Origin of the sequence: Roseococcus pinisoli (genome assembly GCF_018413645.1) — a bacterium.
GTDB classification, from domain to species: domain Bacteria; phylum Pseudomonadota; class Alphaproteobacteria; order Acetobacterales; family Acetobacteraceae; genus Roseococcus; species Roseococcus pinisoli.
Window position 1 is genome coordinate 264,521 of the sequence record NZ_JAHCDA010000002.1, and the last position, 20,404, is coordinate 284,924.

The 20,404-nt window shown below is 70.2% G+C and carries 22 protein-coding genes; 15 read left to right on the top strand and 7 right to left on the bottom strand.

The window, feature by feature from the left end; all coding sequences use genetic code 11:
* Positions 1-76: 76 nt before the first annotated feature.
* Together KHU32_RS10075 and KHU32_RS10080 are read left to right on the top strand one after the other, a co-directional pair.
* Positions 77-1,699 (top strand): thiamine pyrophosphate-binding protein, encoded by a 1,623-nt coding sequence (locus KHU32_RS10075; protein WP_213669974.1) that lies wholly within the window; start codon positions 77-79, stop codon positions 1,697-1,699.
* A gap of 40 nt (positions 1,700-1,739) precedes the next feature.
* Positions 1,740-2,459 carry a GntR family transcriptional regulator gene (locus tag KHU32_RS10080; protein ID WP_213669975.1) on the top strand — a complete coding sequence of 240 codons (720 nt, stop codon included), beginning with the start codon at positions 1,740-1,742 and terminating at the stop codon, positions 2,457-2,459.
* 63 nt (positions 2,460-2,522) lie between these two features.
* Here KHU32_RS10080 and KHU32_RS10085 read toward each other — a convergent pair whose 3' ends face one another.
* Positions 2,523-3,752, bottom strand: coding sequence for an MFS transporter (locus KHU32_RS10085; RefSeq protein WP_249680933.1), 1,230 nt, complete (start codon positions 3,750-3,752; stop codon positions 2,523-2,525).
* A 119-nt stretch (positions 3,753-3,871) separates the two neighbouring features.
* Between KHU32_RS10085 and KHU32_RS10090 the strand changes: the two genes are divergently transcribed.
* The gene (locus KHU32_RS10090; protein ID WP_213669976.1) at positions 3,872-4,477 is read left to right on the top strand and encodes a TetR/AcrR family transcriptional regulator; all 606 of its coding nucleotides are present in this window, start codon (positions 3,872-3,874) and stop codon (positions 4,475-4,477) included.
* A gap of 31 nt (positions 4,478-4,508) precedes the next feature.
* Here the strand turns inward: KHU32_RS10090 and KHU32_RS10095 are convergent, their stop codons facing one another.
* Together KHU32_RS10095 and KHU32_RS10100 are read right to left on the bottom strand one after the other, a co-directional pair.
* On the bottom strand, positions 4,509-5,264 hold the full coding sequence (locus tag KHU32_RS10095; RefSeq protein ID WP_213669977.1) for a siderophore-interacting protein: 756 nt from the start codon (positions 5,262-5,264) through the stop codon (positions 4,509-4,511).
* Complete coding sequence (locus KHU32_RS10100; protein ID WP_213669978.1) at positions 5,264-5,860, bottom strand: PadR family transcriptional regulator; 597 nt, start codon at positions 5,858-5,860, stop codon at positions 5,264-5,266. Before KHU32_RS10100 ends, KHU32_RS10095 begins: the two co-directional genes overlap by 1 nt.
* A gap of 254 nt (positions 5,861-6,114) precedes the next feature.
* On the opposite strand from KHU32_RS10100, the gene KHU32_RS10105 reads away from it, so the two are divergent.
* The 4 genes from KHU32_RS10105 (at position 6,115) to KHU32_RS10120 (ending at position 9,783) form a co-directional block, all read left to right on the top strand.
* Positions 6,115-6,576: a GNAT family N-acetyltransferase gene (locus tag KHU32_RS10105; RefSeq protein ID WP_213669979.1), complete on the top strand. Its 462-nt coding sequence runs from the start codon at positions 6,115-6,117 to the stop codon at positions 6,574-6,576.
* A gap of 51 nt (positions 6,577-6,627) precedes the next feature.
* Positions 6,628-7,602 carry a zinc-binding dehydrogenase gene (locus KHU32_RS10110; protein ID WP_213669980.1) on the top strand — a complete coding sequence of 325 codons (975 nt, stop codon included), beginning with the start codon at positions 6,628-6,630 and terminating at the stop codon, positions 7,600-7,602.
* Between the two features lie 109 nt (positions 7,603-7,711).
* Entirely contained in the window at positions 7,712-8,722 is a 1,011-nt protein-coding gene (locus KHU32_RS10115) for an SGNH/GDSL hydrolase family protein (protein ID WP_213669981.1), read from the top strand.
* An 86-nt stretch (positions 8,723-8,808) separates the two neighbouring features.
* A complete protein-coding gene (locus tag KHU32_RS10120; RefSeq protein WP_213669982.1) occupies positions 8,809-9,783 on the top strand; it encodes a Bug family tripartite tricarboxylate transporter substrate binding protein in 975 nt (324 codons plus the stop codon).
* A 16-nt stretch (positions 9,784-9,799) separates the two neighbouring features.
* On the opposite strand, the gene KHU32_RS10125 is transcribed toward KHU32_RS10120, so the two are convergent.
* The gene (locus KHU32_RS10125) at positions 9,800-11,113 is read right to left on the bottom strand and encodes an MFS family transporter (protein WP_213669983.1); all 1,314 of its coding nucleotides are present in this window, start codon (positions 11,111-11,113) and stop codon (positions 9,800-9,802) included.
* 203 nt (positions 11,114-11,316) lie between these two features.
* On the opposite strand from KHU32_RS10125, the gene KHU32_RS10130 reads away from it, so the two are divergent.
* The gene (locus tag KHU32_RS10130; RefSeq protein ID WP_213669984.1) at positions 11,317-12,279 is read left to right on the top strand and encodes a Bug family tripartite tricarboxylate transporter substrate binding protein; all 963 of its coding nucleotides are present in this window, start codon (positions 11,317-11,319) and stop codon (positions 12,277-12,279) included.
* 7 nt (positions 12,280-12,286) lie between these two features.
* Here KHU32_RS10130 and KHU32_RS10135 read toward each other — a convergent pair whose 3' ends face one another.
* Positions 12,287-13,165 (bottom strand): LysR substrate-binding domain-containing protein, encoded by an 879-nt coding sequence (locus KHU32_RS10135; RefSeq protein ID WP_213669985.1) that lies wholly within the window; start codon positions 13,163-13,165, stop codon positions 12,287-12,289.
* Between the two features lie 107 nt (positions 13,166-13,272).
* Here KHU32_RS10135 and KHU32_RS10140 point away from each other — a divergent pair, with 107 nt between their 5' ends.
* The 3 genes from KHU32_RS10140 (at position 13,273) to KHU32_RS10150 (ending at position 15,404) form a co-directional block, all read left to right on the top strand.
* Positions 13,273-14,499, top strand: coding sequence for an alpha-hydroxy acid oxidase (locus tag KHU32_RS10140; protein WP_213669986.1), 1,227 nt, complete (start codon positions 13,273-13,275; stop codon positions 14,497-14,499).
* A 66-nt stretch (positions 14,500-14,565) separates the two neighbouring features.
* Complete coding sequence (locus KHU32_RS10145; RefSeq protein WP_213669987.1) at positions 14,566-14,928, top strand: hypothetical protein; 363 nt, start codon at positions 14,566-14,568, stop codon at positions 14,926-14,928.
* A gap of 119 nt (positions 14,929-15,047) precedes the next feature.
* Positions 15,048-15,404, top strand: coding sequence for a hypothetical protein (locus tag KHU32_RS10150; RefSeq protein ID WP_213669988.1), 357 nt, complete (start codon positions 15,048-15,050; stop codon positions 15,402-15,404).
* A gap of 57 nt (positions 15,405-15,461) precedes the next feature.
* Here the strand turns inward: KHU32_RS10150 and KHU32_RS10155 are convergent, their stop codons facing one another.
* Positions 15,462-16,412 (bottom strand): Bug family tripartite tricarboxylate transporter substrate binding protein, encoded by a 951-nt coding sequence (locus tag KHU32_RS10155; RefSeq protein ID WP_213669989.1) that lies wholly within the window; start codon positions 16,410-16,412, stop codon positions 15,462-15,464.
* Positions 16,413-16,648: 236 nt separating this feature from the next.
* Here KHU32_RS10155 and KHU32_RS10160 point away from each other — a divergent pair, with 236 nt between their 5' ends.
* A complete protein-coding gene (locus KHU32_RS10160; protein WP_213669990.1) occupies positions 16,649-17,668 on the top strand; it encodes a cysteine synthase A in 1,020 nt (339 codons plus the stop codon).
* A complete protein-coding gene (cysE, locus tag KHU32_RS10165; protein WP_213669991.1) occupies positions 17,665-18,303 on the top strand; it encodes a serine O-acetyltransferase in 639 nt (212 codons plus the stop codon). The genes KHU32_RS10160 and cysE overlap by 4 nt, the downstream gene beginning before the upstream one ends.
* Before the next feature lie 10 nt (positions 18,304-18,313).
* Here cysE and KHU32_RS10170 read toward each other — a convergent pair whose 3' ends face one another.
* Positions 18,314-18,583 carry a hypothetical protein gene (locus tag KHU32_RS10170; protein ID WP_213669993.1) on the bottom strand — a complete coding sequence of 90 codons (270 nt, stop codon included), beginning with the start codon at positions 18,581-18,583 and terminating at the stop codon, positions 18,314-18,316.
* A 110-nt stretch (positions 18,584-18,693) separates the two neighbouring features.
* On the opposite strand from KHU32_RS10170, the gene KHU32_RS10175 reads away from it, so the two are divergent.
* Positions 18,694-19,386 carry an aspartate/glutamate racemase family protein gene (locus tag KHU32_RS10175; protein ID WP_213669994.1) on the top strand — a complete coding sequence of 231 codons (693 nt, stop codon included), beginning with the start codon at positions 18,694-18,696 and terminating at the stop codon, positions 19,384-19,386.
* The gene (locus KHU32_RS10180) at positions 19,383-20,396 is read left to right on the top strand and encodes a pyridoxal-phosphate dependent enzyme (RefSeq protein ID WP_213669995.1); all 1,014 of its coding nucleotides are present in this window, start codon (positions 19,383-19,385) and stop codon (positions 20,394-20,396) included. The genes KHU32_RS10175 and KHU32_RS10180 overlap by 4 nt, the downstream gene beginning before the upstream one ends.
* The last annotated feature ends 8 nt before the right edge of the window (positions 20,397-20,404 follow it).

Consider the following 20,404-nt stretch of genomic DNA (forward strand, 5'->3'; position numbering starts at 1 on the left):
GACATCCTGCCGCTAACTTGTGTCTTATACAAGACTGCGGCAGGATTCCGGCACGGACTGGGAGAGCGATATCGACATGTCACAAGAGATCCGCGGCGCCGACATTCTCTGGGCTGCCTTGAAGCGAGGCGGCGTCACCCGCGTCTTCAGCCTCTCGGGCAACCACATCATGCCGGTCTACGACGCCGCCTTCGGGGCGGGCATCGAGATCGTCCATACCCGGCACGAGGCCGCGGCGCTGCACATGGCCGATGCCTGGGCGCGCCTGACGGGCGAGGTGGGCGTCGCGCTGGTGACGGGCGGGCAGGGGCATACCAATGCCATCGCTGCGCTGCCCACGACGCTGGCGGGCGAGGTTCCCGTCCTGCTCCTCTCGGGCCATGCGCCGCTGAACGAACTCGGCCTCGGCTCCTTCCAGGAGACGCCGCAGGTCGAGATGGCGGCGCCGCTCTGCAAGGCCGCCTGGCTTGCCGGCTCCACCGCGGATCTCGCCGAGGACATCGCCGAGGCCTTCCGCATCGCCCGCGCAGGCCGGCCGGGCCCGGTGCATATCTCGCTGCCCACCGACATTGTCGAGGGCAAGGCCGTCGTCGAGCTTCCGGAGGAGGCGGCCTACCGCCCTGACGCCATGCCGCTCTCCGGCGAGGCGGCCGCCGCCATCCTCGCTGCGATCGCCGGCGCGAAGCGTCCTTTCCTCGCCGCCGGCCCCGCGCTGAACACGCCCGACGGCCGTCGCGCCCGCGCCGCGCTGGAGGCCGCGATCGGCCTACCCATCGCGCTGATGGAAAGCCCGCGCGGCCTGGGCGACCCTTCGCTCGGCGCCTTCGCCGACGAACTGGCGCGGGCGGACCTGATCGTCCTTCTCGGCAAGCAGCTCGACTTCACGCTGCGCTTCGGCCGCGCACCCGCCGTCGATGCCAAGGCGCGCTGGATCGTGATCGATCCCGATGCCGAGCTGCAGGATCGCGCCGCGAAGCTCCTCGGCCCGCGGCTGGCACTCGCTGCCATGGCCGCGCCGCTGGAGGCCGTCGCCACCCTGGCGGCCGCGGCCACGACGCATCCGGAGGCCGGATGGTCGAAGAGCCTGGCGGAGGCCCTGGCCTATCGCCCCGCCGAATGGGCGCAGCTGGCCGGCAAGCCGGGCGCCTCCATCCATCCCGCCACGCTCGGCGCGGCGCTGGCCGGCTTCGTCACGCCGGAAACCGTCCTCGTCGCCGATGGCGGCGAGATCGGGCAGTGGATGCAGGCCTGCCTCCGCGCGCCCGAGCGCGTGATGAACAGCATCGCGGGCTCCATTGGCGCGGCCATCCCCTTCGCGCTGGCGGCCAGTGCCGCGCGGCCTGCGGGGCGCATCCTCGCTGTCTGCGGCGACGGCACCTTCGGCTTCCACATGGCGGAGTTCGACACGGCTCTCCGCCACGACCTGCCCTTCGTGCTGGTCGTCGGCAACGACGCGAAGTGGAATGCCGAATACCAGATCCAGAAGCGCGACTACGGCGCCAACCGCACCCATGGCTGCGAGCTGCTGCCGGGCACGCGCTACGACCAGGTGGTCCAGGCGCTGGGTGGACATGGCGAATTCGTGGAGCGCGCGGAGGATCTGCCGGCGGCGCTGGAACGTGCCTTCGCCAGCGGCAAGCCGGCCTGCGTGAACGTGATCATCGACGGGAAGCCCGCCCCGAACCTGCGGCGGGCCTGATGCACGGGGGCATCGGGAAAGCCGGCCTCCCGGGCCTTCGATGACGCTCGAGCGGCAGCCGCTCTACGCGCGCGCCGAGGCGGAGCTGCGCGCGCGCATCGCGCGTGGCGACTGGAAGCCGGGCGAGGCGCTGCCGACCGAGCCCGTGCTCGCCGCCGATCTCGGCATCAGCCAGGGCACGCTGCGCCGCGCCCTGGCCGCGCTGGAGCGGCAGCGGCTGATCGAGCGGCGGCAGGGCATCGGCTCGCATGTCGCCGAGGCGACCCGCGAGCGTGAGCTCTTTCATTTCTTCCGCGCGGAATCCGTCGAGGGCCTGCGCCTCAAGCCGACCAGCTTCACGCATAGCCAGGAGACAGCGCGCGCCGATGCGGAGGAGACACGCGCGCTGAGGCTGGGCAGGAGCGCCCGGGTCCATCGCCTGTGGCGCGAGCGCCGTATCCAGGGCCGGCCGATGATCGCAGAAATGATCGTGCTGCCCGCGGCACTGTTCCCGGGCTTCGTCGTGTCGCTCGGCACCGAGGTGACCGATGAGCTCTACGTCCTCTACCAGCAGCGCTTCGGGATCACGATCGTGCGGGTGGAGGAGAGGATACAGGCGGTGAAGGCACCGCCCGCCGCCGCCGCCCTGCTGAACTGCGAGGAGGGCTGGCCGCTGCTGCTGATCCACCGCATCGGCTTCGACGTGATGGACCGGCCGGTGGAGCGGCGATGCTCCTGGCTGGAGACCACGCATTTCCGCTACGCGGTGGAGCTGCGGTAGCGCGTTTTCCCGCAGGTCCGCCTCCTGAGGAGACGGACCTGTTTCGGCAGCCTGACTTGGCGCTCAGTGCGCGACCACGGCCCGGCTCGAGCTCCGATGCCCCGCCGGGAAGCCGCTCACGCGGGCCGACCAGGCCAGCGCCAGCCCGAGCAGCACGAGGACCAGCACCGCCCAGGGGAAGGAGGCCACGCCCCGGCTCTCCAGCAGAAATCCTCCCGCGATGCCGCCGGCGGCGATGGCGCTGTTCCAGGCCACCACGTTCATCGAAAGGGCGGTGTCGGCCCCATCGCCCGCAGCATCGGCAAGGGCCGTTTGCAGCAGCGTGGCCGCGCCGCCGAAGGTCAGACCCCAGACCACCGTTCCCGCGTAGATGACGAGGGCCGATTGCGCCCAGAAGCCGAAGGCCAGGGTCGTCAGCGCGAATAGCGCGAGGCTGAGCAGCACCATCCGCCGCAGCAGCCGGTCGACCAGCCGCCCCGTCACCCAGATGCCGAGGAGCGCCGCGGTACCGAAGGTCAGCAGAACGAGATCGACCTGCCCGGCCAATCCGGCCGGCGCCACGAAGGGCGCGACGTAGCTGTAGAGGATGTTGTGCGCCAGCATCCACGCCATGACGACGCCGAGGACGGGGCGCACGCCGGGCGTCGTGAACACGCGGCGCAGCGGCATGCGCTGCGAGCGCGCCTGGCCCGGATAGTCCGGCACCTTCATCAGCACCCAGGCGATCAGCACCAGCGTCAGCGCCGACATGACGCCGAAGGCGAAGCGCCAGCCGATCAGGCTGCCCAGCCAGGTCCCGAAAGGCACGCCGAGCGAAAGGGCAATGGGGGTTCCGACCATCGCGATCGCCATGGCGCGGCCCTGCTGCTCCGGCGCCACCATCCGCCGGGCGTATCCGGCCAGCAGGCTCCAGGCTAGGCCGGCGGAAACGCCGGCAAAGAAGCGCGCCGCCATGGTGAGCGCGATGTTGGGCGACAGTGCTGTGACCGTGTTGAAGACCAGGAAGCCGATGATGGTCAGCAGCAGGACGTTGCGCCGCCGCCAGCCCTGGGTGGCGATGCTCAGCGGGATCGCGGCCAGCAGCGAGCCGACGGCATAGGCGGTGATCATCTGCCCCGCGACGGCCTGCGAAATCCCCATGCCCGCCGAGATCTGCGGCAGCAGACCCGCCGGCAGGGTCTCGGTGGCGATACAGATGAAGCCCGTCATCGCGAGCGCGAGCAGGGCGGAGACGGGCAGGGGATCGGCCAGCCGGGCAGGCCCGGCCGATCCTGCGCTTTCCTCTAGAAGCATGTGGTCCTCTGGAATTATGGATCAGTCGATCCATAATTAGAGGCGCGACATCTCCCTGGCAATGAGTTATGGATCGATCGATCCGAATTAAACGGAGGCCGCAACAAACGGAGGATGCCATGGTCCGCACCGGACGCCCGCGCAGCTTTGACCGGGAAGAGGCGATCGACGCCGCGATGAAGCTTTTCTGGGAACAGGGCTACGAACCGACGTCGCTTTCCCAGCTCAGGGAAGGCATGGGCGGGCTCTCCTCCGCGAGCTTCTACGGCGCCTTCGAGTCCAAGGAGGCGCTGTTTCGCGAGGTGGTGGCGCGCTACATCGCGACCTACGGGCAGTCGACCGCCAGCCTGAAGGACGATTCACTGCCGCCGCGGGAAGCGATCGAGCTGGCCCTGCGCCGCTCCGCCCGGATGCAGACGGAAGCATCGCATCCGCCCGGCTGCCTCGTCATCCTGGGCTCGAGCAACTGCTCGCCCGAAAGCCGGCATATCGACGCGCTGCTCGCCGAGGAGCGGGCCCGGAACCGCCACGGCATCCAGCGTCACGTCGAAAGGGCGGTGGCGCAGGGAGAGCTGCCCCCCGGGACCGACACTGTTGGCCTGGCGGCGATGTTCAACATCTTCCTGCTGGGCATCGCCTTCGACGTGAAGGACGGCGTGCCTTTCCGGGACATCGATGCGGCGATCACGGCGCTGATGCGCCGCTGGGATAACCCCGCGGTCTGAGCGGCAGGCGGACCTCGGTGCCCGGCACGGCTCAATCCTCGATGCGTTCATGCGCATCGGCCACGCCGCGCAGCCAATAGCCGGCCGTCTTCACCCAGGCGCGCGGATGTCCCAGCGTCTCCAGGACATGGTGCCGCACGGCCCGAGCCGCCTGCGCCTCGGCCGCGATCCAGATGAAGCCGTCGCCGGGCGGCAGCGTGAAGTCGGCGATCGCGGCGAGCAGCAGCGCGCCGTCCTCCGTCGAAGCCCCCCGCGCGATCCAATGGCCGGACCAGCTCGCGGCCGTGGAGAAGTGCTGCGCATCGGCCGCTTCCGGCACCAGGACGAAGCTCGTCACCGGCACGCCGGGGCGCAGCTCCTCGATCCGACGGCCTATGGCGGGCAGGGCAGTCTCGTCGCCGATCAGCAGGTACCAGTCGAAGTCGTCCGCGACGACCGCGGAGCCGCGCGGGCCGCCGATCTCCAGCGCGTCGCCCGGCTTGGCCTTCATCGCCCAGCGCGTGGCCGGGCCCGCCTCGTGCAGGGCGAAGTCGAGGACCAGCGTTCCCGCCGCCGGGTCGAAGCGGCGCGGAGTATAGTCGCGCATGCAGCTTCCCTCCGCGGTCGGGAAGAAGAGCTTCACATGATCGTCCGGCGCCGCGCTGGCGAAGTCGTGCAGCTCGGGCGAGACGAAGCCGAGCCGCAGCATATGCGGCGTCAGCTGCTCGATCGTGGCGAGGGTGAGCACCCGCCGGCGCGTTTCCTGGCGCAGGCGGGTGATCGCGTGGCGGGGCAGGGTGCCCTCCATCACAGGCGCTCGATCTTGCGCGCCGCCTCGTCGATCAGGGCCACGGCCTCGTGGATCTTCTCGCGGTCGAGATCTCCGGTGCCGAGCCGGTGCAGCAGCACCGTGCGGAGGTTGTGCATGGCGCGCCGCAGCGGCATCGCCTCGGTGCGCTCGCGCTGGGCGCCGAGCGCGTCGAGCCGCGCGAAGAGCGCCTGCACCTCGGCTGCGTTCTGCTCCAGATGGGCCGTGCCTTCCGGCGTCACGGCGAAGAGCTTGCGCGCGCCTTCCGAGGCCTGTTCCGCGGTCAGCCCCATCTCGGCGAGCAGGGTGAGCGTCGGGTAGACCACGCCGGGGCTCGGCGCATAGGCGCCGCCGGTGCGCTCCTCGATGGCGCGGATGAGGTCGTAGCCGTGCCGGGGGGTCTCGGCGATCAGCTTGAGCAGGACGAGCCGCAGGTCGCCGCCGTCGAAGATGCGGGGGCGCCGGCCCTCGGGCTCGCCGCCCTCCATGCCCCAGCCGCGGCCGAAACCGCCGCCGCCCCGCCGCATCCCGTGACGCTCATGACCGTGGCCGTGCGGGCTGCGCTCGCCATGGCGGTGATGTCTGAATCCGAACATTTGAAATCCTTCCAGAGTGTCTCAGATGCGATCAAGATATATCTTGAAAGAGTCTTTTCAAGAGAAATTCTCGGCCTTGCCTCTCCGAGCCCGGAGGGACAGCATGCGAGCGCCATGAAGCCCGCGCCTTTCCTCCGACGCCGTCGTCCCGCCCCTCGCGCGCAGCGACGATGAAGCGCGGCTGACGCGCCCATCCGCAGGCTGCGCCCGCAAAGGCGTGGCCTTTTTTCTTTCCGGATGCCTCGGAGCTTTCCATGACGAAGATCGACGACCTGCGGCGCGCGGGCCCGGCGGATGCCGCGGCCGTGCGCGAGCTCACCCGAGCCGCCTATGCCAAATGGGTCCCGCTGATCGGCCGCGAACCGCTGCCCATGCGCGCCGACTACGAGCGCGCGGTGGCCGAGCACCTGATCGACCTCCGGGAGGAGGCGGGCGAGCTGCTGGCCCTCATCGAGACCATCCCGCAGGCGGATCACCTGCTGATCGAGAACCTGGCGGTGCAGCCGGAAGCGCAGGGCAAGGGGTTGGGCGACCGGCTCCTGCGCCATGCCGAGGCGCTGGCGCGCGCGCTCGGCTTCGCGGAGCTGCGGCTCTACACCAACGCGCTCTTCGCCGAGAACATCGCCTTCTACGCCCGCCGCGGCTTCGAGGAGACGCATCGCGCGGAGATGGTGCCCGGGAGCGTCACGGTCTTCATGCGGCGGCGCCTCGGCTGACAGCCCTTCCGGATCGGGCCAAGCTGCGGCCCATCGATCCGGGAGAGAGACATGAAAGCCGCCGTCGTCACCGCCCAGGGGCTGCAGATCCAGGAAGTCCCGACGCCGAAGCCGGGGCCCCAGCAGGTGCTGGTGCGGCTGCGCGCCATTGGGCTGAACCGCGCCGATCTCGGCGTCGCGGCAGGCCATGCCCATGGCTCGCAAGGTGGGATTGGCGCTATCCCGGGCATCGAGGGCGCCGGCGAGATCGTGGAATGTGGGGTCGAGGTGCCGAAGACCCTGCAGCTGGGCATGCGCGTGATGGGCGGCATGCCCGGCTCCTACGCCGAATACGCCGTGGTCGACTGGGGCCGCGTAAGCCAGGTGCCCGACACGAACATGCCCTGGGAGGTCGCGGCCACGCTGCCCATCGCGCTGCAGACCATGCATGACGCGGTGGTGACGCATGGGCTCTGCGCGCCTGGGAAAGCCATCATGATCCAGGGCGCCTCCTCGGGCGTCGGGCTGATGGGGCTGCAGATCGCGAAGCTGATGGGCGCGGGCATCGTCGTCGGCTCCTCCACCAATCCGCAGAAGCGCGCGCGGCTCGCCGAATTCGGCGCGACCCTGGCGGTCGATACCAATGACCCCGCCTGGGTGCAGCAGGTGCTGGACGCGACGGGCGGGCGCGGCGTCGACGCGGTGGTGGACCAGATCAGCGGCCCGCTGGTCTCGCAGACGCTGGCGGCAACGGCGATCCTGGGGCGCATCGTGAATGTCGGCCGGCTCGGCGGCTTCAAGGCGGAGTTCGACTTCGACCTGCATGCCGCGCGCCGCATCAGCTATATCGGCGTCACCTTCCGCACCCGCAGCGTGGAGGAGGTGCGCGAGATCGTGCGGCGGATGCGCGCGGACCTTTGGACGGCGCTGGAGGCTGGGAAGCTGGCGCTGCCCATCGACAAGGTCTTCCCGCTCGACCAGGTCGTCGAGGCGCTGGCGCATATGAAGGCCAACCAGCACTTCGGAAAGATCGCGATGGTGGCCTGAGCCGCGCGGGCGTCGGCGCAACCCATCGCGAAACCATTGCAGAACAGTAAGTTAAGCCGGGCAGAAAGCCTGATGCGCGCCGCGGCCGTTCGGGCGATACTGCCGGCCTATGAGAATCGCCGCCGCCTTCGCTGCGCTGCTGCTTCTGGCCTGCCCCCTTTCGGTGCGGGCGGCGGCGCCGGCCTCCTCCTGCCCGGACGTGCTGCTGGGGGATAGCCTCGCCGTGGGCATGGGCCCCTATGCGCGCGCTGCCGGCTTCCAGGTGATCGCGCGCACGGGCATCGGGCTGGCCTGGCTGCGGGCCCAGAGCCCCCGTTGCGCGCGGCGCGTCGTCGTCGTCATCGGCACCAACGACCTGCGCGGCATCGATCCCTATTCGGCGGAGGCCTATCCGGCGCGTCTCGCCGCCATCATGAGCCGCTGGCAGACGCAGCAGATCATCTGGGCGACGCCCGGCTGCTTCCCCTACGATCAGAGCCTCGAGCGCGGCAGCGAGGCGCTTGATCGCGCGCTGACGCGGGAGCCGCTGGTCCGCGTGGGCTCGGGGCGCGACTACATGCGGGTGCATTCCGGCCGGACCGCCCGCTGCAGCTATCTTTCCGGCGACGGCATCCATCCCACGGGCGCGGGCTACCGCGCCTGGTGGGCGGGCCTGTCCCACACGATCGGGCCGGCGCCCGAGGGCGAGACCGCTCCGGAGGCCCGGACGCTGCAGGTGGCTTCGGCGAGGCCCAGCCGGGCCCGGACGACGCCGCGCCTTGTGTGGCAGGGGAGCGCCACGCCGCCGCGTGCCGGCACGCGGGAGGCTCGGACCACCCGGCAAGGCAGGGCGGTGCAGCAGGCCCGGACGACGGGCCAGCGGCAGGCGGCGCGCCAGGCCCAGGCGACACGCCCCACCCGGACGGTGCGTCAGGCGCAGACAACCCGCCGGACAGCTGCTGTGGGGCAGGCCCGTGCCGTCCAGCAGACGCGACCCGTGCGGCTGGCCCGTCCCGCATCTTCGGCGCATGGCGCCCGAGAGGCGCGGACGGCCGCCCAGCTCCGCGCGACGCGTGATGCGCAGGCCATTCGGCGGCCGGCGACGCGCCTGACCGCCGCGACGCCCACCCGGCGGACCTGAGGGGCCGCGCCCCTTTCATCTCGCCTCCGGATCGGACAGGCTTCGCGGAACCGCGCGCGCAGACGCCCGGCCGAGGAGATGCCGCCATGAAACTCGCCCGCCGACAGTCCTTGGCGCTGGCCGCGCTGACGCCCGTCGCCCTGGGCGCACCCGCGCTGGCCCAGGCGCCATGGCCCGCCCGCCCCATCCGGATGGTCATCCCCTATCCGCCCGGCGGCGCCAGCGACATCATCGCGCGCCTGCTCGCCCCGCACCTGACCGAGCTGCTGGGCCAGACTCTGGTGGTCGAGAACCGGCCCGGCGCCAACGGCTTCATCGCCGCCGAGCATGTCGCGCGCAGCGCGCCCGACGGATACACGCTGCTCATGGGCAATGCGGGCCCGAACGGGACGGGGCCGGCGCTCTACGGCAGCCGCACGCCCTATGATCCGGTGCGCGACTTCTCGGCGATCATGGCGGTCTCGGTGGTGCCGCTGATCATGGGCGTCCATCCTTCGGTGCCGGCGCGCAACTTTCAGGAATTCCTGGTCCATGCGCGGGAGAAGGGCGAGGGGTTCAGCTACGGCACCGCAGGCGTGGGCTCGGCGGGGCATATGGGCATGGAGCTGTTGAAGTCGCTGACCGGCCTCACGATGCAGCACGTGCCTTATCGCGGCAGCGCGCCGCTCACTTCGGACCTCATCGCCGGCGTCCTGCCGCTGAGCTGCGACACCGCGCCGGTGCTCCTGCCGCATGCGGCGGCGGGGCGGGTGCGGGCGGTCGCCGCGACATCGGCGCGGCGCATCGCCGAGGCGCCGGAGCTGGGCGCGGTGGCCGAGACGGTGCCGGGTTTCGAATCCGTCAGCTGGGGCGGGGTGATGGGGCCGGCCCAGCTTCCGCCGGCCGTCGTGGCGCGCCTCAACACGGCGCTGCGGACCTCGATGGAACGTATTGGGCCGCAGTTGTCGAGCCAGGGCATCCAGCCGCAGAGCGGCACGCCCGAGGAATTCGCCGCCTATGTGGCGGCGGAGGTCGGCAAGTGGACCGAGGTCGTGCGGAAGATGGAGCTGCGGCCCGAATAGGCCGCAGCTTCCGATATCAGCGCGGCGGGCTGTGCTCGTCGCGCATATGGCCGTGCTTCTGCATGTCCGGCATGAAGAGCACCGCGATCAGCGCCACCGCCATCATGGCCACCACATACCAGGCGAAGCCGCCTTCGTTGCCGGCCGCCTTGAAGCGCAGCGCCACGTATTCCGCCGTGCCGCCGAACAGCGCATTGGCGATGGCGTAGGAGAGGCCGACGCCCAGCGCGCGGATCTCGGCCGGGAAGAGCTCGGCCTTCAGCACGCCGCTGATCGAGGTGTAGCAGCTCACGATCGCGAGCGCGCAGAGTAACAGAATGCCTGCCATCGTGGCACTCGAGGCCGTGCCCAGCGCGGCCAGCAGCGGTACCGTCGTCAGGATGCCGCCGATGCAGAAGACGAAGAGCAGGTTGCGCCGCCCGAAGCGGTCGGAGATCGCGCCGAGGATGGGCTGCATGCCCATGTAGATCAGCAGCACCACGGCCATCAGGATGCTGACCGTCTTCACCGGCAGGCCGGCCGTATTGACCAGGTATTTCTGCATGTAGGTCGTGAAGGTGTAGAAGGCGAGCGAGCCGCCGGCCGTCAGTCCCATCACGGTCAGCAGCGCACGCGGATGCTTCATCAGCGCGCGCATGGTGCCGGCTTCCTTGTTCGCGCGGCTCTCGGCCGTCGTCGTCTCGTGCAGCGAACGCCGCAGATAGAGCGCCACCACCGCCGCCAGCGCGCCGATCGCGAAGGGGATGCGCCAGCCCCAGGCGCGCATCTCCGCCTCGGTCAGCGTGAATTCCAGGATGACGATGACCAGCACGGCGAGGAGCTGGCCGCCGATCAGCGTCACATACTGGAAAGAGGCGTAGAAGCCGCGGTTCTTGGAGGTCGCGACCTCGCTCATATAGGTCGCGGATGTGCCGTACTCGCCGCCGACCGACAGGCCCTGCGCCATGCGCGCCACCAGCAGCACGATCGGCGCCGCGATGCCGATGGTCTCGTAGGTCGGGATGATCGCGATGAGGAGGGAGCCGCCGCACATCAGGATGACGGAGGCGAGCATCGAGAACTTCCGCCCCATCCGGTCGCCGAGCCGGCCGAAGAGCCAGCCGCCGAGCGGCCGCATCAGGAAGCCAATGGCGAAGACCGCGGCAGTGTTCAGGAGCTGAACGGTGCTGTCCCCGGCGGGGAAGAAGGCATGCGCGAAATAGAGCGCGGTGAAGGCATAGGCGTAGAAGTCGTACCACTCCACGAGATTGCCGGAAGCCGCGCCGACGATGGCGCGGATGCGCTGGCGCATCTCGTGGGGACTGCCGGCAACGATGCCGCTGTTGCTCATGGGAAAATCTCCGTGGGGCGGGCCCTTCTTCCCAATACGTTACGATCCCTGAAGTTGCGCGCAAGAAACAGATCGGCGTCGCAACGCTTGCGCAGGCGGCGGCGGTAAGAAGCGTTACCGGAAAAGAAATGGACCGGGGCTGGGAATCACGCGAGCACGCGCCTCTGATTACAAGACGTTAGTATGACGGGAGGAAAGCGCGCATGCGCAAGTTGAGGATGACCGCGGGCCTGGTGGCCTTCGGCATGGTGATGGGAATCGCAGGGCCTGGCCCGCTCACCCAGGTGGCGCAGGCGCAGTCGCCCGTCACGATGATCGTGCCCTATCCGCCGGGTGGTGCGACGGACCTGATGGCGCGCCTCGTGCAGCCTGAGCTTTCTGCGGCGCTCGGCGCCACGGTGGTCATCAAGAATTCGGCCGGCGCCAATGGCACCGTGGGCGCGATGGAGATGGCGCGCTCCCGCCCCGACGGGACGACGATCCTGTTCACCACCGGCACCTCGCTGGTGCTGACGCCGCACACCCGTGGCGCGCCCTTCCGGCAGGACCAGTTCATCCCGGTCTGCCAGACCTCCGCGGCCCTCGTGGTCATGATGACGCCGCAGAATTCCGGGCTGCGGACCCTGCAGGACGTCGTGGCGCGCGCGCGCCAGGATGCGGGCGCCTTCCCCTATGCCAGCACCGGTCCGGGCGGCACGCCGCACATCACCATGGTGTCGCTGGAGCGGATGACCGGGATCTCGATGAACCACATCCCGTTCCGCGGTTCGGGCGAGGTGATGCAGGCTCTGGCGGCGAACCAGGTGCAGCTCTTCACCGACCAGGGCAACCTCGTTCGCCAGTATCACCTCCACCCGATCGCCGTCTTCAGCGAGACCCGGCGGCCGGAATTCCCGGACACGCCCACGATGCGTGAGCTGGGCCACGACCTCGTCTTCACGATCTGGTCCGGCATCTACCTGCCGGCCGGCACGCCGGATGCGATTGTCGACCGCATTTCCGAAGGCTGCCTCAGGACGATGGCCGCGCCGGCCGTGGTCGAGGGGCTGCGGCGCATGGACATGCCCATCCAGGCCCGCGGCCGCGCCGAGTTCAGCGCCTTCCACGCCGCGGAATACGAGCGCTTCGGCCGCCTCGTGGAACAGTTCAACCTGCGGGTGAACTGAACGTCCGCTAAAGGGACTCCGCGACGGCGAGCAATGGCACCAGCGCGGGGTTCTCCGCCGACTTCCTCCAGACCAGGCCGTGGCGCAGCCCGGGCCGGTCCGGGGGAAGCGGCCTGAAGACGACGCCCTGGAATTCCAGCCGCTCGTCCTGGCGCGGCATGATGGCCACGCCGGTGCCACCCGCGACGAGGCAAAGCAGCGTCTTGGGCTCGGTCGATTCCTCCACGATGTTCGGAATGAAGCCCGCGTGCCGGCATTCGAGATCCATCGCCTTGCGCAGGTAGAAGCCCTGATCGCGCGGAAGCGCGACGAAGGGCTCGCCGGCCAGGTCCGCGACCGTCAGGTTGGCCGCCTGGGCGAGGGGATGCAGATCGGACAGCACGATCGCGAGCTCGCTTTCCACGAAGTCACGGCATTCCAGGTCATCGCCCTCGACGGGCAGGAAGCACAGCGCCGCATCGAGGCGGCGCGAACGCAATTCCTTCAGCAAGTCGCCCTGGACGCCGGGGCCGTGGATATCGACGCGCACTTCCGGCCGGGACTGGCGGAAGGCGCGGATCAGGCGCGGCAGACTATGGGCGCTGGCATGGCCGGTATAGCCGATCGCCAGCGTGCCCGCGTCGCCGCGGGCATGGCGCCGCGCCGCCCTGATGCCCTCATCGAGTGCCGCGAAGACGGCGGGCAGGGCCTCCTGCAGCGCGCGCCCCGCGGGCGTCAGCTCGACGTGGCGCGTGGTGCGCAGGAAGAGCGCGGCGCCGATCTCGGCCTCGAGCTCCTGGATGCGGCGCGTGAGGGGCGGGGCCGCGATATTCAGGCGATGGGCGGCACGCGCGAAATTGCCTTCCTCGGCCACTGCGAGGAAGCTTCTCAACTGCTTCAGGTCCAACGTCTCTTTCCCCCGGCCCGCTTCGCCCGCTTCCGCCGCCGGGGCGGAGATCGTATGGCAATTTCAGAACACGAGCCGCGATTCTGACGGCCGGAAAGGAGATGTCCATGCCCGACGCCCATGAGGGCCTGCGTCCTGCGGCGCAGCTTCCGCCCGTGCCGGCGCTGGACGAGGCCGGGCTGCGCCTGCGCCGGCTCTTCCCGCATTACGACGTCATGGAGCAGCGGGCGCGGCAGCGCGTGCCGCGCTTCGCCTATGACTATGCCGCCGGCGGCGTCGGCCACGGCGCGCCCAACGTGGTGCGCAACCGCGAGGCGATGGATGCGGTGCAGATCCTGCCGCGCTACGGCCTGGACGTCTCGGCCATCGACACGCGCGTCACGCTCTTCGGCCAGGATTACGCCATGCCGGTCGGCGTCGCGCCCATGGGCAATCCCGGCGTGGTCTGGCCCGGCACGGGCGATATCCTGGCCCGCGCGGCGCAGAAGGCGGGGCTGGCCTATATCGGCTCCACCGTCGCGAATGAGAGCATCGAGACCTTCGGCCGGATCGCGCCCGACGCCTATTGGTTCCAGCTCTACCCCATGCCGGCCGAGGAACACCGGCGCTCCTTCGACATGGTGCGGCGCGCGGAGGCCGTGGGGGCGAAGGTGCTGGTGGTGACGCTGGACGTGCCCTGCCGCCCGAAGCGCGTGGGCGACATCGCCAACGGCCTGGAGGTGCCCTTCCGCTGGCGCGCCCGCACGCTGCGCGACATCGCGCTCTCGCCGCAATGGGCGATCGAGACGCTGCGGCGCGGCCGCCCCGCCTTCGAGACGCTGCGGCAATACGTGCCCGAGGGCTCGTCGATCTTCGACATCGCGGCCTTCGGGCAGCGGCAGATGGGCCAGGCCATCACCTGGGAATGGATCGCGCGGCTGCGCGAGATCTGGCCGCGCGCGATGGTGGTGAAGGGGATCATGCACCCCGATGACGCCGAGCGCGCGGTGGAGATCGGCTGCGACGGCGTGCTGGTCTCCAACCATGGCGGCCGCCAGTTCGATGCGGCCCCAGCCTCCATCGACGTGCTGCCCGCGATCGTGGAGCGCGTGGGTGGGCGGGCCAAGGTCCTCTACGACGGATCGATCCGCTCGGGGCTCGACGTGTTGCGGGCGCTGGCGAGCGGTGCCGACTTCACCTTCGCCGCGCGGGCCTTCCTGTGGTCGGTGGCCGCGATCGGCGAGGCGGGCGGCGACCATGCGACCGCCTCCTTCCGGGAGGAGCTGCGCAGCTCGATGGGGCAGGCGGGGCTGACGACGATCGAGGAAGCGAAGCGGGCGCCTCTCTTCCGGTAATCGCCGAAGCCGCCGAAGGGGAGTATGTCCTGGGCCGGCCGCGATGGGACGGCGAAGGATTCCAGGATGCTCAGATCCATCGGGCTCGCGGGCTTCGGCCTCGCGATCCTTTCGGCGCCGCCGGCGCAGGCCCTGGAAGCGAGCTATTGCGGCGGGCGCATCGTGGCCGAGCGCTTCGCCACCCGGGTCGTGCCGGGTCCTGGCGGCAGGGCCAGCTATTCGGTGCTGCTGCGGAACACGCAGGAGCGCAGCCAGGACTTCCGGCTGGTCGTCACCGGCAGCTTCATCGGCCGCCCGGCCCCGGCGACGCAGACGCTCCTGGCCGGCGGAAGCAGGACCGTCGCCCTGGGCTACACGCCGAACATGCCCGGCGTCGCGCCGATGCGGGGCGATCAGATCGCGCAGATGACCCGCCTGGCCTGCCTCTGAGGCGGGTCGGTCGTGAAGATTGTTTCACCATGCGGGAGCTTCCGGCGAGGATGAACCGACCTTAGGAACGCGGCTCGAATTCAGCCGCCATGGTCCGCTTCTTCCGGGAATCCCCATCGATGTTCCGCTTCGTCGTCCTGGCCGGATCGGTGCTTGCCGCAGCGATGCCGGCGCATGCGCAGGTGGCGACCTATTGTGCCGGCGCGCTGCAGGCCGTGCAGTTCCACACGCAGCCGGACCCTGACGGCACGGGACGCGCCGTCCATTCGGTCAGGCTCCGCAACAGGTCGGGGCGGGACCAGAGCTTCTCGATCGTGGTGACGGCGCCCTTCCTCGGCCGCCCGACGCCCAGGCTCCGTCACCTGCCGCCGGGCGCGATGGTGGTGGTCCCTCTCGGCCAGCAGGTGATCCAGCCGAACCAGACGCCGCTGCGCGGCAACGAACTGGCCGAGGTGGTGCGGGTTACCTGCCGCTAGGCAGAACGCATTTCCTGATGCCGGGCGTTTCCGTCCGGCCGGAAAACGCTCCGAGGGTCAGTCAGCCTGCATGCCGATGCGCTGGATGACCGGTGCCCAGCGCTCGGCATCCTCGCGGATCTTCACGGCCAGCGCATTGGCATCCGCGATGACGGGATCAATCCCCAGCGCCGACAGGCGCTCGCGCACCTCAGCCTGGGCCAGGACCTGGCTGACGGCCTGGTTGATGCGGGTGACGATTTCGGTGGGCGTGCCCTTGGGCGCGACGATCCCGTGCCAGCCCGCCACATCCACGCCGCTGAGCCCGGCCTCGATCAGCGTCGGCACCTCGGGTAGCGCCTGGGTGCGGCTGCCCGTCGAGACGGCGAGGCCCCGGAGCCGGCCGGCCTGCACATGCTGCGCCACCGCGCCGATATTGATCATGACGCCCTGCAGCGAGCCGCCCAGCAGGTCGTTCACGGCCAGCGCGCCGCCGCGATAGGGGGCATGGGTCCAGTTGGTCTCCGTCGCCTGCTTGGCCAATTCGGTCAGCAGGTGGGAGAGGCTGCCATTGCCTGGCGTGCCGATCGCGGTGGGCGCGTTGCGGCTCAGCTCGACGAACTGGGCGAAGGTGGTGGCCGGGAAATCCGCGCGCACCACCAGGATCTGCGGCACCGAGGTCGCCTGGGCGATGGGCGCGAAATCCTCCACCGGGTCGAAGGACAGGCGACGGAAGAGCGACTTGTTGATCGAGAGGCTGTCCGACCCGCCCAGCAGCGTCAGCCCATCCGCCCGCGAGCGGGCGACGAGCTCGTAGCCGATATTGCTGCCGGCGCCGGGATGGTTCTCGACGACGATCTGCGTGCCCAGCAGCGGGCCCAGATGGCGCGCGACCAGACGGCCGACAACGTCCTGGCTGCCGCCCGCGGCGACGGGGACGACCAGGCGGATGGGGCGCTCGCTTTGCGCCAGGGCAGGGGTGGCGAGGGCGGTGGCAGCGGGGGCGGCAAGAAATTGACGGCGATTCATCGTGGTATTCTCCAAGGCTATTGTTCAGACCGGGGCGCAAATATCCCCGCGACATCGCGCATGACTGCCTTGTTGAAATACGATCATGTATGGTGATATGAATTGATCGATTCGAAACGTCAATGTAGAATTGGCGTGGATGCCCCGCGGCATTTTGCATTGTCCCTCTGCGCGGCACGCATTGCTGCGGACAAGCTATCTGTTTCACGTTTTCGTGGGGCTGATATCCTGGCGACATGAACGCGATCCACAGCTCTCCCGCCCGCGGCCTGCTCGGCTCCATCGGCGAAACGCCCCTCATCCGCCTGGCGCGCGCGAGCGCGGCCACGGGCTGTGAGATCCTGGGCAAAGCGGAATTCATGAACCCCGGCGGTTCCGTGAAGGACCGCGCCGGCCTCGCCATCATCGAGGGCGCCATCGCCAAGGGGCAGCTGAAGCCTGGAGGGGTCATCGTGGAGGGCACGGCCGGCAATACGGGCATCGGCCTCACGCTGGTGGGCAATGCGCTCGGCTATCGCAGCATCATCGTGATGCCGGAGACCCAGAGCCAAGAGAAGATCGACTTCCTGCGCATGATCGGCGCGGACCTTCGGCTCATCCCGGCCAAGCCGTACAAGGACCCGGGCAACTACGTGCATGTCTCGCGCCGCCTCGCCGAGGAGCTGAATGCCGAGAAGCCCGGCAGCGCCGTCTGGGCGAACCAGTTCGACAATCTCGACAATCGCGAGGGCCACCGGCAGACCACGGGCGCCGAGATCCTGCGCCAGGCCGGCGGCCGGGTGGACGCCTTCACCTGCGCCTGCGGCACCGGCGGCACGCTGGCCGGCGTCGCCTTCGCGCTGAAGGAGGCCGATCCCACCACGCGCATCGTGCTGGCCGATCCGCTCGGTTCCGCGCTGTATTCCTGGAAGAAGACCGGCACGCCGGTGATGAGCGAGGGCGGCTCCGTCACCGAGGGCATCGGCCAGTCCCGCGTGCCGGAGAACCTGCTGGGCGCGCCGATCGACGATGCGCTGCAGGTGACGGACGAGGAAGCGCTCGAGCAGATCTTCGACCTGACGCTGAACGAAGGCCTCTGCGTCGGCGGCAGCGCCGGCATCAACGTGGCGGCGGCCGTGAAGCTGGCGCGCGAGCTGGGCCCTGGCCACCGCATCGTGACCATCCTTTGCGACGGCGGCGCGCGCTATCAGTCGAAGCTGTTCAATCCGGAGTTCCTGCGCGGCAAGGGCCTGCCCGTTCCGCCCTGGCTGGCGTGAGCCTGGAGATCGTCGAGCTGGGCCGCTCCATCCGGGAGCGTGACCCGGCGCGGCCCTCCTGGCCCGAGGTGATCTTCTCCTATCCCGGCCTGCATGCCGTGCTTTGGCATCGGGTGGCGCATCGGCTCTGGAGCTGGGGCCTGCGCGGATGGGGGCGCTTCTTCTCCCATCTCGGGCGCATGCTGACGGGGATCGAGATCCACCCGGGCGCGCGCATCGGGCGGCGGCTCTTCATCGACCATGGCATGGGCGTGGTGATCGGCGAGACCGCGACCGTCGGCGACGACGTGACCATCTATCACGGCGTGACGCTGGGCGGCCTCTCGCTGAAGCCCGGCAAGCGCCATCCGGACGTGCTGGACGGCGCGGTGATCGGCGCGGGCGCGCAGGTGCTGGGGCCGATCACGGTCGGTCGCGGGGCGCGGGTCGGGGCCAATGCGGTGGCGGTGGCCTCGGTGCCCGACGGCGTGACGGTGACCGGCATCCCCGCGCGGCCGAGCGGGCCCGGGGCACCGCGCACGGCGGGCTATGGCCTGCCGGCGACCCTGGTCGACCCGGTGGGCGAGCGGCTGGCGGCGCTGGAGGCGGAGACGCGCGCGCTGCGCGAGGCCCTGTCGGCGCGTCGGCCGGGTTGAGGCCCGCCCTTCAGCGCCGGAGGAAACGGCAGAGGCGCGACAGTAGGCCGGTCTTCTCCGGCAGGGGGAAGGGATCCCAGGCGCTGTAGCCGCGCAAGCTTTCGGGCAGCGTCGCGATGACCTCGTCCGGTCCTTCGATGTCCCAGATGAGGACGCAGCAGCCGCAGCCCAGCTGATCCGAGACATGGGTAAGGCGGCCTTCCGCCGCCGCCAGCCAGGCTTCCGCGGCCTTGGCCTCGCCGGGCTCGTTCACGTCGGCGATGATGGTGGCGCGCCGCACCCTCAGGGGCCATTCGGCTTGTGATGGCCGCCGGATTCCGGAAAGTAGGGAAGGCGGGATCCAGGCATGCCGGCAGGCTAGGCCGCGCCGGCGCTACGGGGGAAGACAGGATGGCGGGTCATATCGGAATCGTGGGCTGCTCGGCCGAGGGCGCGGCGCTCTGCTACCGCACCATCTGCGTCGAGGGCGCCGAGTTCTTCGGGCCGCATGGGCATCCCGAGGTCTCCCTGCACACGCATTCCCTGGCCGATTACGTGACGGCGCTGGAGGCCGGCGACCTCGAGGGCGTGGGGCGGCTGATGCTCTCCTCGGCGGAGAAGCTGGCGCGCGCGGGCGCCGATTTCCTCATCTGCCCGGACAACACCATCCATCAGGCGATGGGCTTCGTTCGGCCACGCTCCCCGCTGCCCTGGCTGCACATCGCCGAGGTCGTGGCCGAGGAAGCGGCGCGGCGCGAATTCTCCCGCATCGGCATCACCGGGACGACCTGGCTGGTCGACAGCGCGGTCTATCCCGAGGCGTTTTCCGCGCGCGGGCTGGAGTATCGGCGCCCCCTCGACGCGGAGCGCGACGAGATCGGCCGGATCATCATGGAGGAGCTGGTGCGCTCGCGCTTCACGGCCGGGCAGGTTCCGTATTTCCAGCAGGTGATGGCGCGCATGAAGGGCGAGGGCTGCGACGCGGTGGTGCTGGGCTGCACGGAGATTCCGCTCATCATGGACGATACGAACTCGCCGCTGCCGACACTGGATTCCACGCGGCTGCTGGCCCGGGCCGCGCTGCGCCGGGCGACCGCGGCATGAGCGACGCCCTGGCCCGGCTGCGCGAATTGCCCCGTGTGCCCCTCGCGCATCTGCCGACGCGGATGGAGGCCATGCCGCGCCTCGGCGCCCATCTCGGCCTCGCCGGGCTGCACGTGAAGCGCGACGACACCACGGGCCTCGGCCTCGGCGGCAACAAGGTGCGCAAGCTGGAATTCGATCTCGCGGCGGCGCTGGCGGCCGAGGCGGATTGCGTCGTCTGCGGCGGGGTCGTGCAGTCCAACACGGCGCGGCAGGTGGCGGCGGCCTGCGCGAAGCTCGGCATCGAATGCCATCTCGGCATCATGCGCGGGCGCCTCGCGCGCACGGAGCCGGGTTACGAGGAAACCGGCAATATCCTGCTGGACCGGCTTTACGGCGCCGTCATCCACGACATTCCCTGGGACGAGGACCGCAACCGGCGGCTGCGCCTGATCGTCGAGGAGCTGCGCGCGGCGGGGCGCCGGCCCTACCTCGTGCCCTATGGCGCCTCGGACGCGCTAGGAGCGATGGGCTATGTCCTCGCCGCCGAGGAGATCGTGCGCGACTGCCCCGACGTCGCCTGGATCGTCCATGGCAGCGGCAGCGCCGGCACCCAGGCCGGGCTCGTGGCCGGCCTGCTGGCGCTGGGCCATCCGGCGCGCGTCATCGGCATCGACGTGGACGCCCAGCCGGAGCGCGTGGAGGCAGACGTCTGCCGCGTGGGGCGCGAGGCGGCGGGGCTGCTCGGCGTGGGGGATCGCTGGTCGGACGAGCTGGTCGAGGTGGCGGTGGGCTGGAGCGCCGGCGCCTATGGCCAGGCCGATGCGACGACCGAGGAGGCGATCCGCCTCGCCGCGCGGCTGGAAGCGCTGGCCCTCGACCCCGTCTATTCGGGCAAGGGCATGGCCGGGCTGATCGGCCTGGCGCGGGCAGGGCGCTTCGCGGCCGGCGGTCCCGTCGTGTGGATCCATACCGGGGGCAGCCCCGGCATCTTCGCCTATCCGGAAACGATGGCGCGGCTCTCGGCCTGAGGCCGGGG

What these genes read in the sequence shown, in the direction of transcription:
- KHU32_RS10090 (WP_213669976.1), top strand. Translation starts at nt 3,872, where the DNA reads ATGGTCCGCACCGGACGCCCGCGCAGCTTTGACCGGGAAGAGGCGATC.
- KHU32_RS10085 (WP_249680933.1), bottom strand. Translation starts at nt 3,752, where the DNA reads ATGCTTCTAGAGGAAAGCGCAGGATCGGCCGGGCCTGCCCGGCTGGCC.
- KHU32_RS10120 (WP_213669982.1), top strand. Translation starts at nt 8,809, where the DNA reads ATGAAACTCGCCCGCCGACAGTCCTTGGCGCTGGCCGCGCTGACGCCC.
- KHU32_RS10145 (WP_213669987.1), top strand. Translation starts at nt 14,566, where the DNA reads ATGCTCAGATCCATCGGGCTCGCGGGCTTCGGCCTCGCGATCCTTTCG.
- KHU32_RS10180 (WP_213669995.1), top strand. Translation starts at nt 19,383, where the DNA reads ATGAGCGACGCCCTGGCCCGGCTGCGCGAATTGCCCCGTGTGCCCCTC.
- KHU32_RS10160 (WP_213669990.1), top strand. Translation starts at nt 16,649, where the DNA reads ATGAACGCGATCCACAGCTCTCCCGCCCGCGGCCTGCTCGGCTCCATC.
- KHU32_RS10140 (WP_213669986.1), top strand. Translation starts at nt 13,273, where the DNA reads ATGCCCGACGCCCATGAGGGCCTGCGTCCTGCGGCGCAGCTTCCGCCC.
- KHU32_RS10125 (WP_213669983.1), bottom strand. Translation starts at nt 11,113, where the DNA reads ATGAGCAACAGCGGCATCGTTGCCGGCAGTCCCCACGAGATGCGCCAG.
- KHU32_RS10080 (WP_213669975.1), top strand. Translation starts at nt 1,740, where the DNA reads ATGACGCTCGAGCGGCAGCCGCTCTACGCGCGCGCCGAGGCGGAGCTG.
- KHU32_RS10175 (WP_213669994.1), top strand. Translation starts at nt 18,694, where the DNA reads ATGGCGGGTCATATCGGAATCGTGGGCTGCTCGGCCGAGGGCGCGGCG.
- KHU32_RS10150 (WP_213669988.1), top strand. Translation starts at nt 15,048, where the DNA reads ATGTTCCGCTTCGTCGTCCTGGCCGGATCGGTGCTTGCCGCAGCGATG.
- KHU32_RS10095 (WP_213669977.1), bottom strand. Translation starts at nt 5,264, where the DNA reads ATGGAGGGCACCCTGCCCCGCCACGCGATCACCCGCCTGCGCCAGGAA.
- KHU32_RS10105 (WP_213669979.1), top strand. Translation starts at nt 6,115, where the DNA reads ATGACGAAGATCGACGACCTGCGGCGCGCGGGCCCGGCGGATGCCGCG.
- KHU32_RS10115 (WP_213669981.1), top strand. Translation starts at nt 7,712, where the DNA reads ATGAGAATCGCCGCCGCCTTCGCTGCGCTGCTGCTTCTGGCCTGCCCC.
- KHU32_RS10155 (WP_213669989.1), bottom strand. Translation starts at nt 16,412, where the DNA reads ATGAATCGCCGTCAATTTCTTGCCGCCCCCGCTGCCACCGCCCTCGCC.
- KHU32_RS10100 (WP_213669978.1), bottom strand. Translation starts at nt 5,860, where the DNA reads ATGTTCGGATTCAGACATCACCGCCATGGCGAGCGCAGCCCGCACGGC.
- KHU32_RS10110 (WP_213669980.1), top strand. Translation starts at nt 6,628, where the DNA reads ATGAAAGCCGCCGTCGTCACCGCCCAGGGGCTGCAGATCCAGGAAGTC.
- KHU32_RS10075 (WP_213669974.1), top strand. Translation starts at nt 77, where the DNA reads ATGTCACAAGAGATCCGCGGCGCCGACATTCTCTGGGCTGCCTTGAAG.
- KHU32_RS10130 (WP_213669984.1), top strand. Translation starts at nt 11,317, where the DNA reads ATGCGCAAGTTGAGGATGACCGCGGGCCTGGTGGCCTTCGGCATGGTG.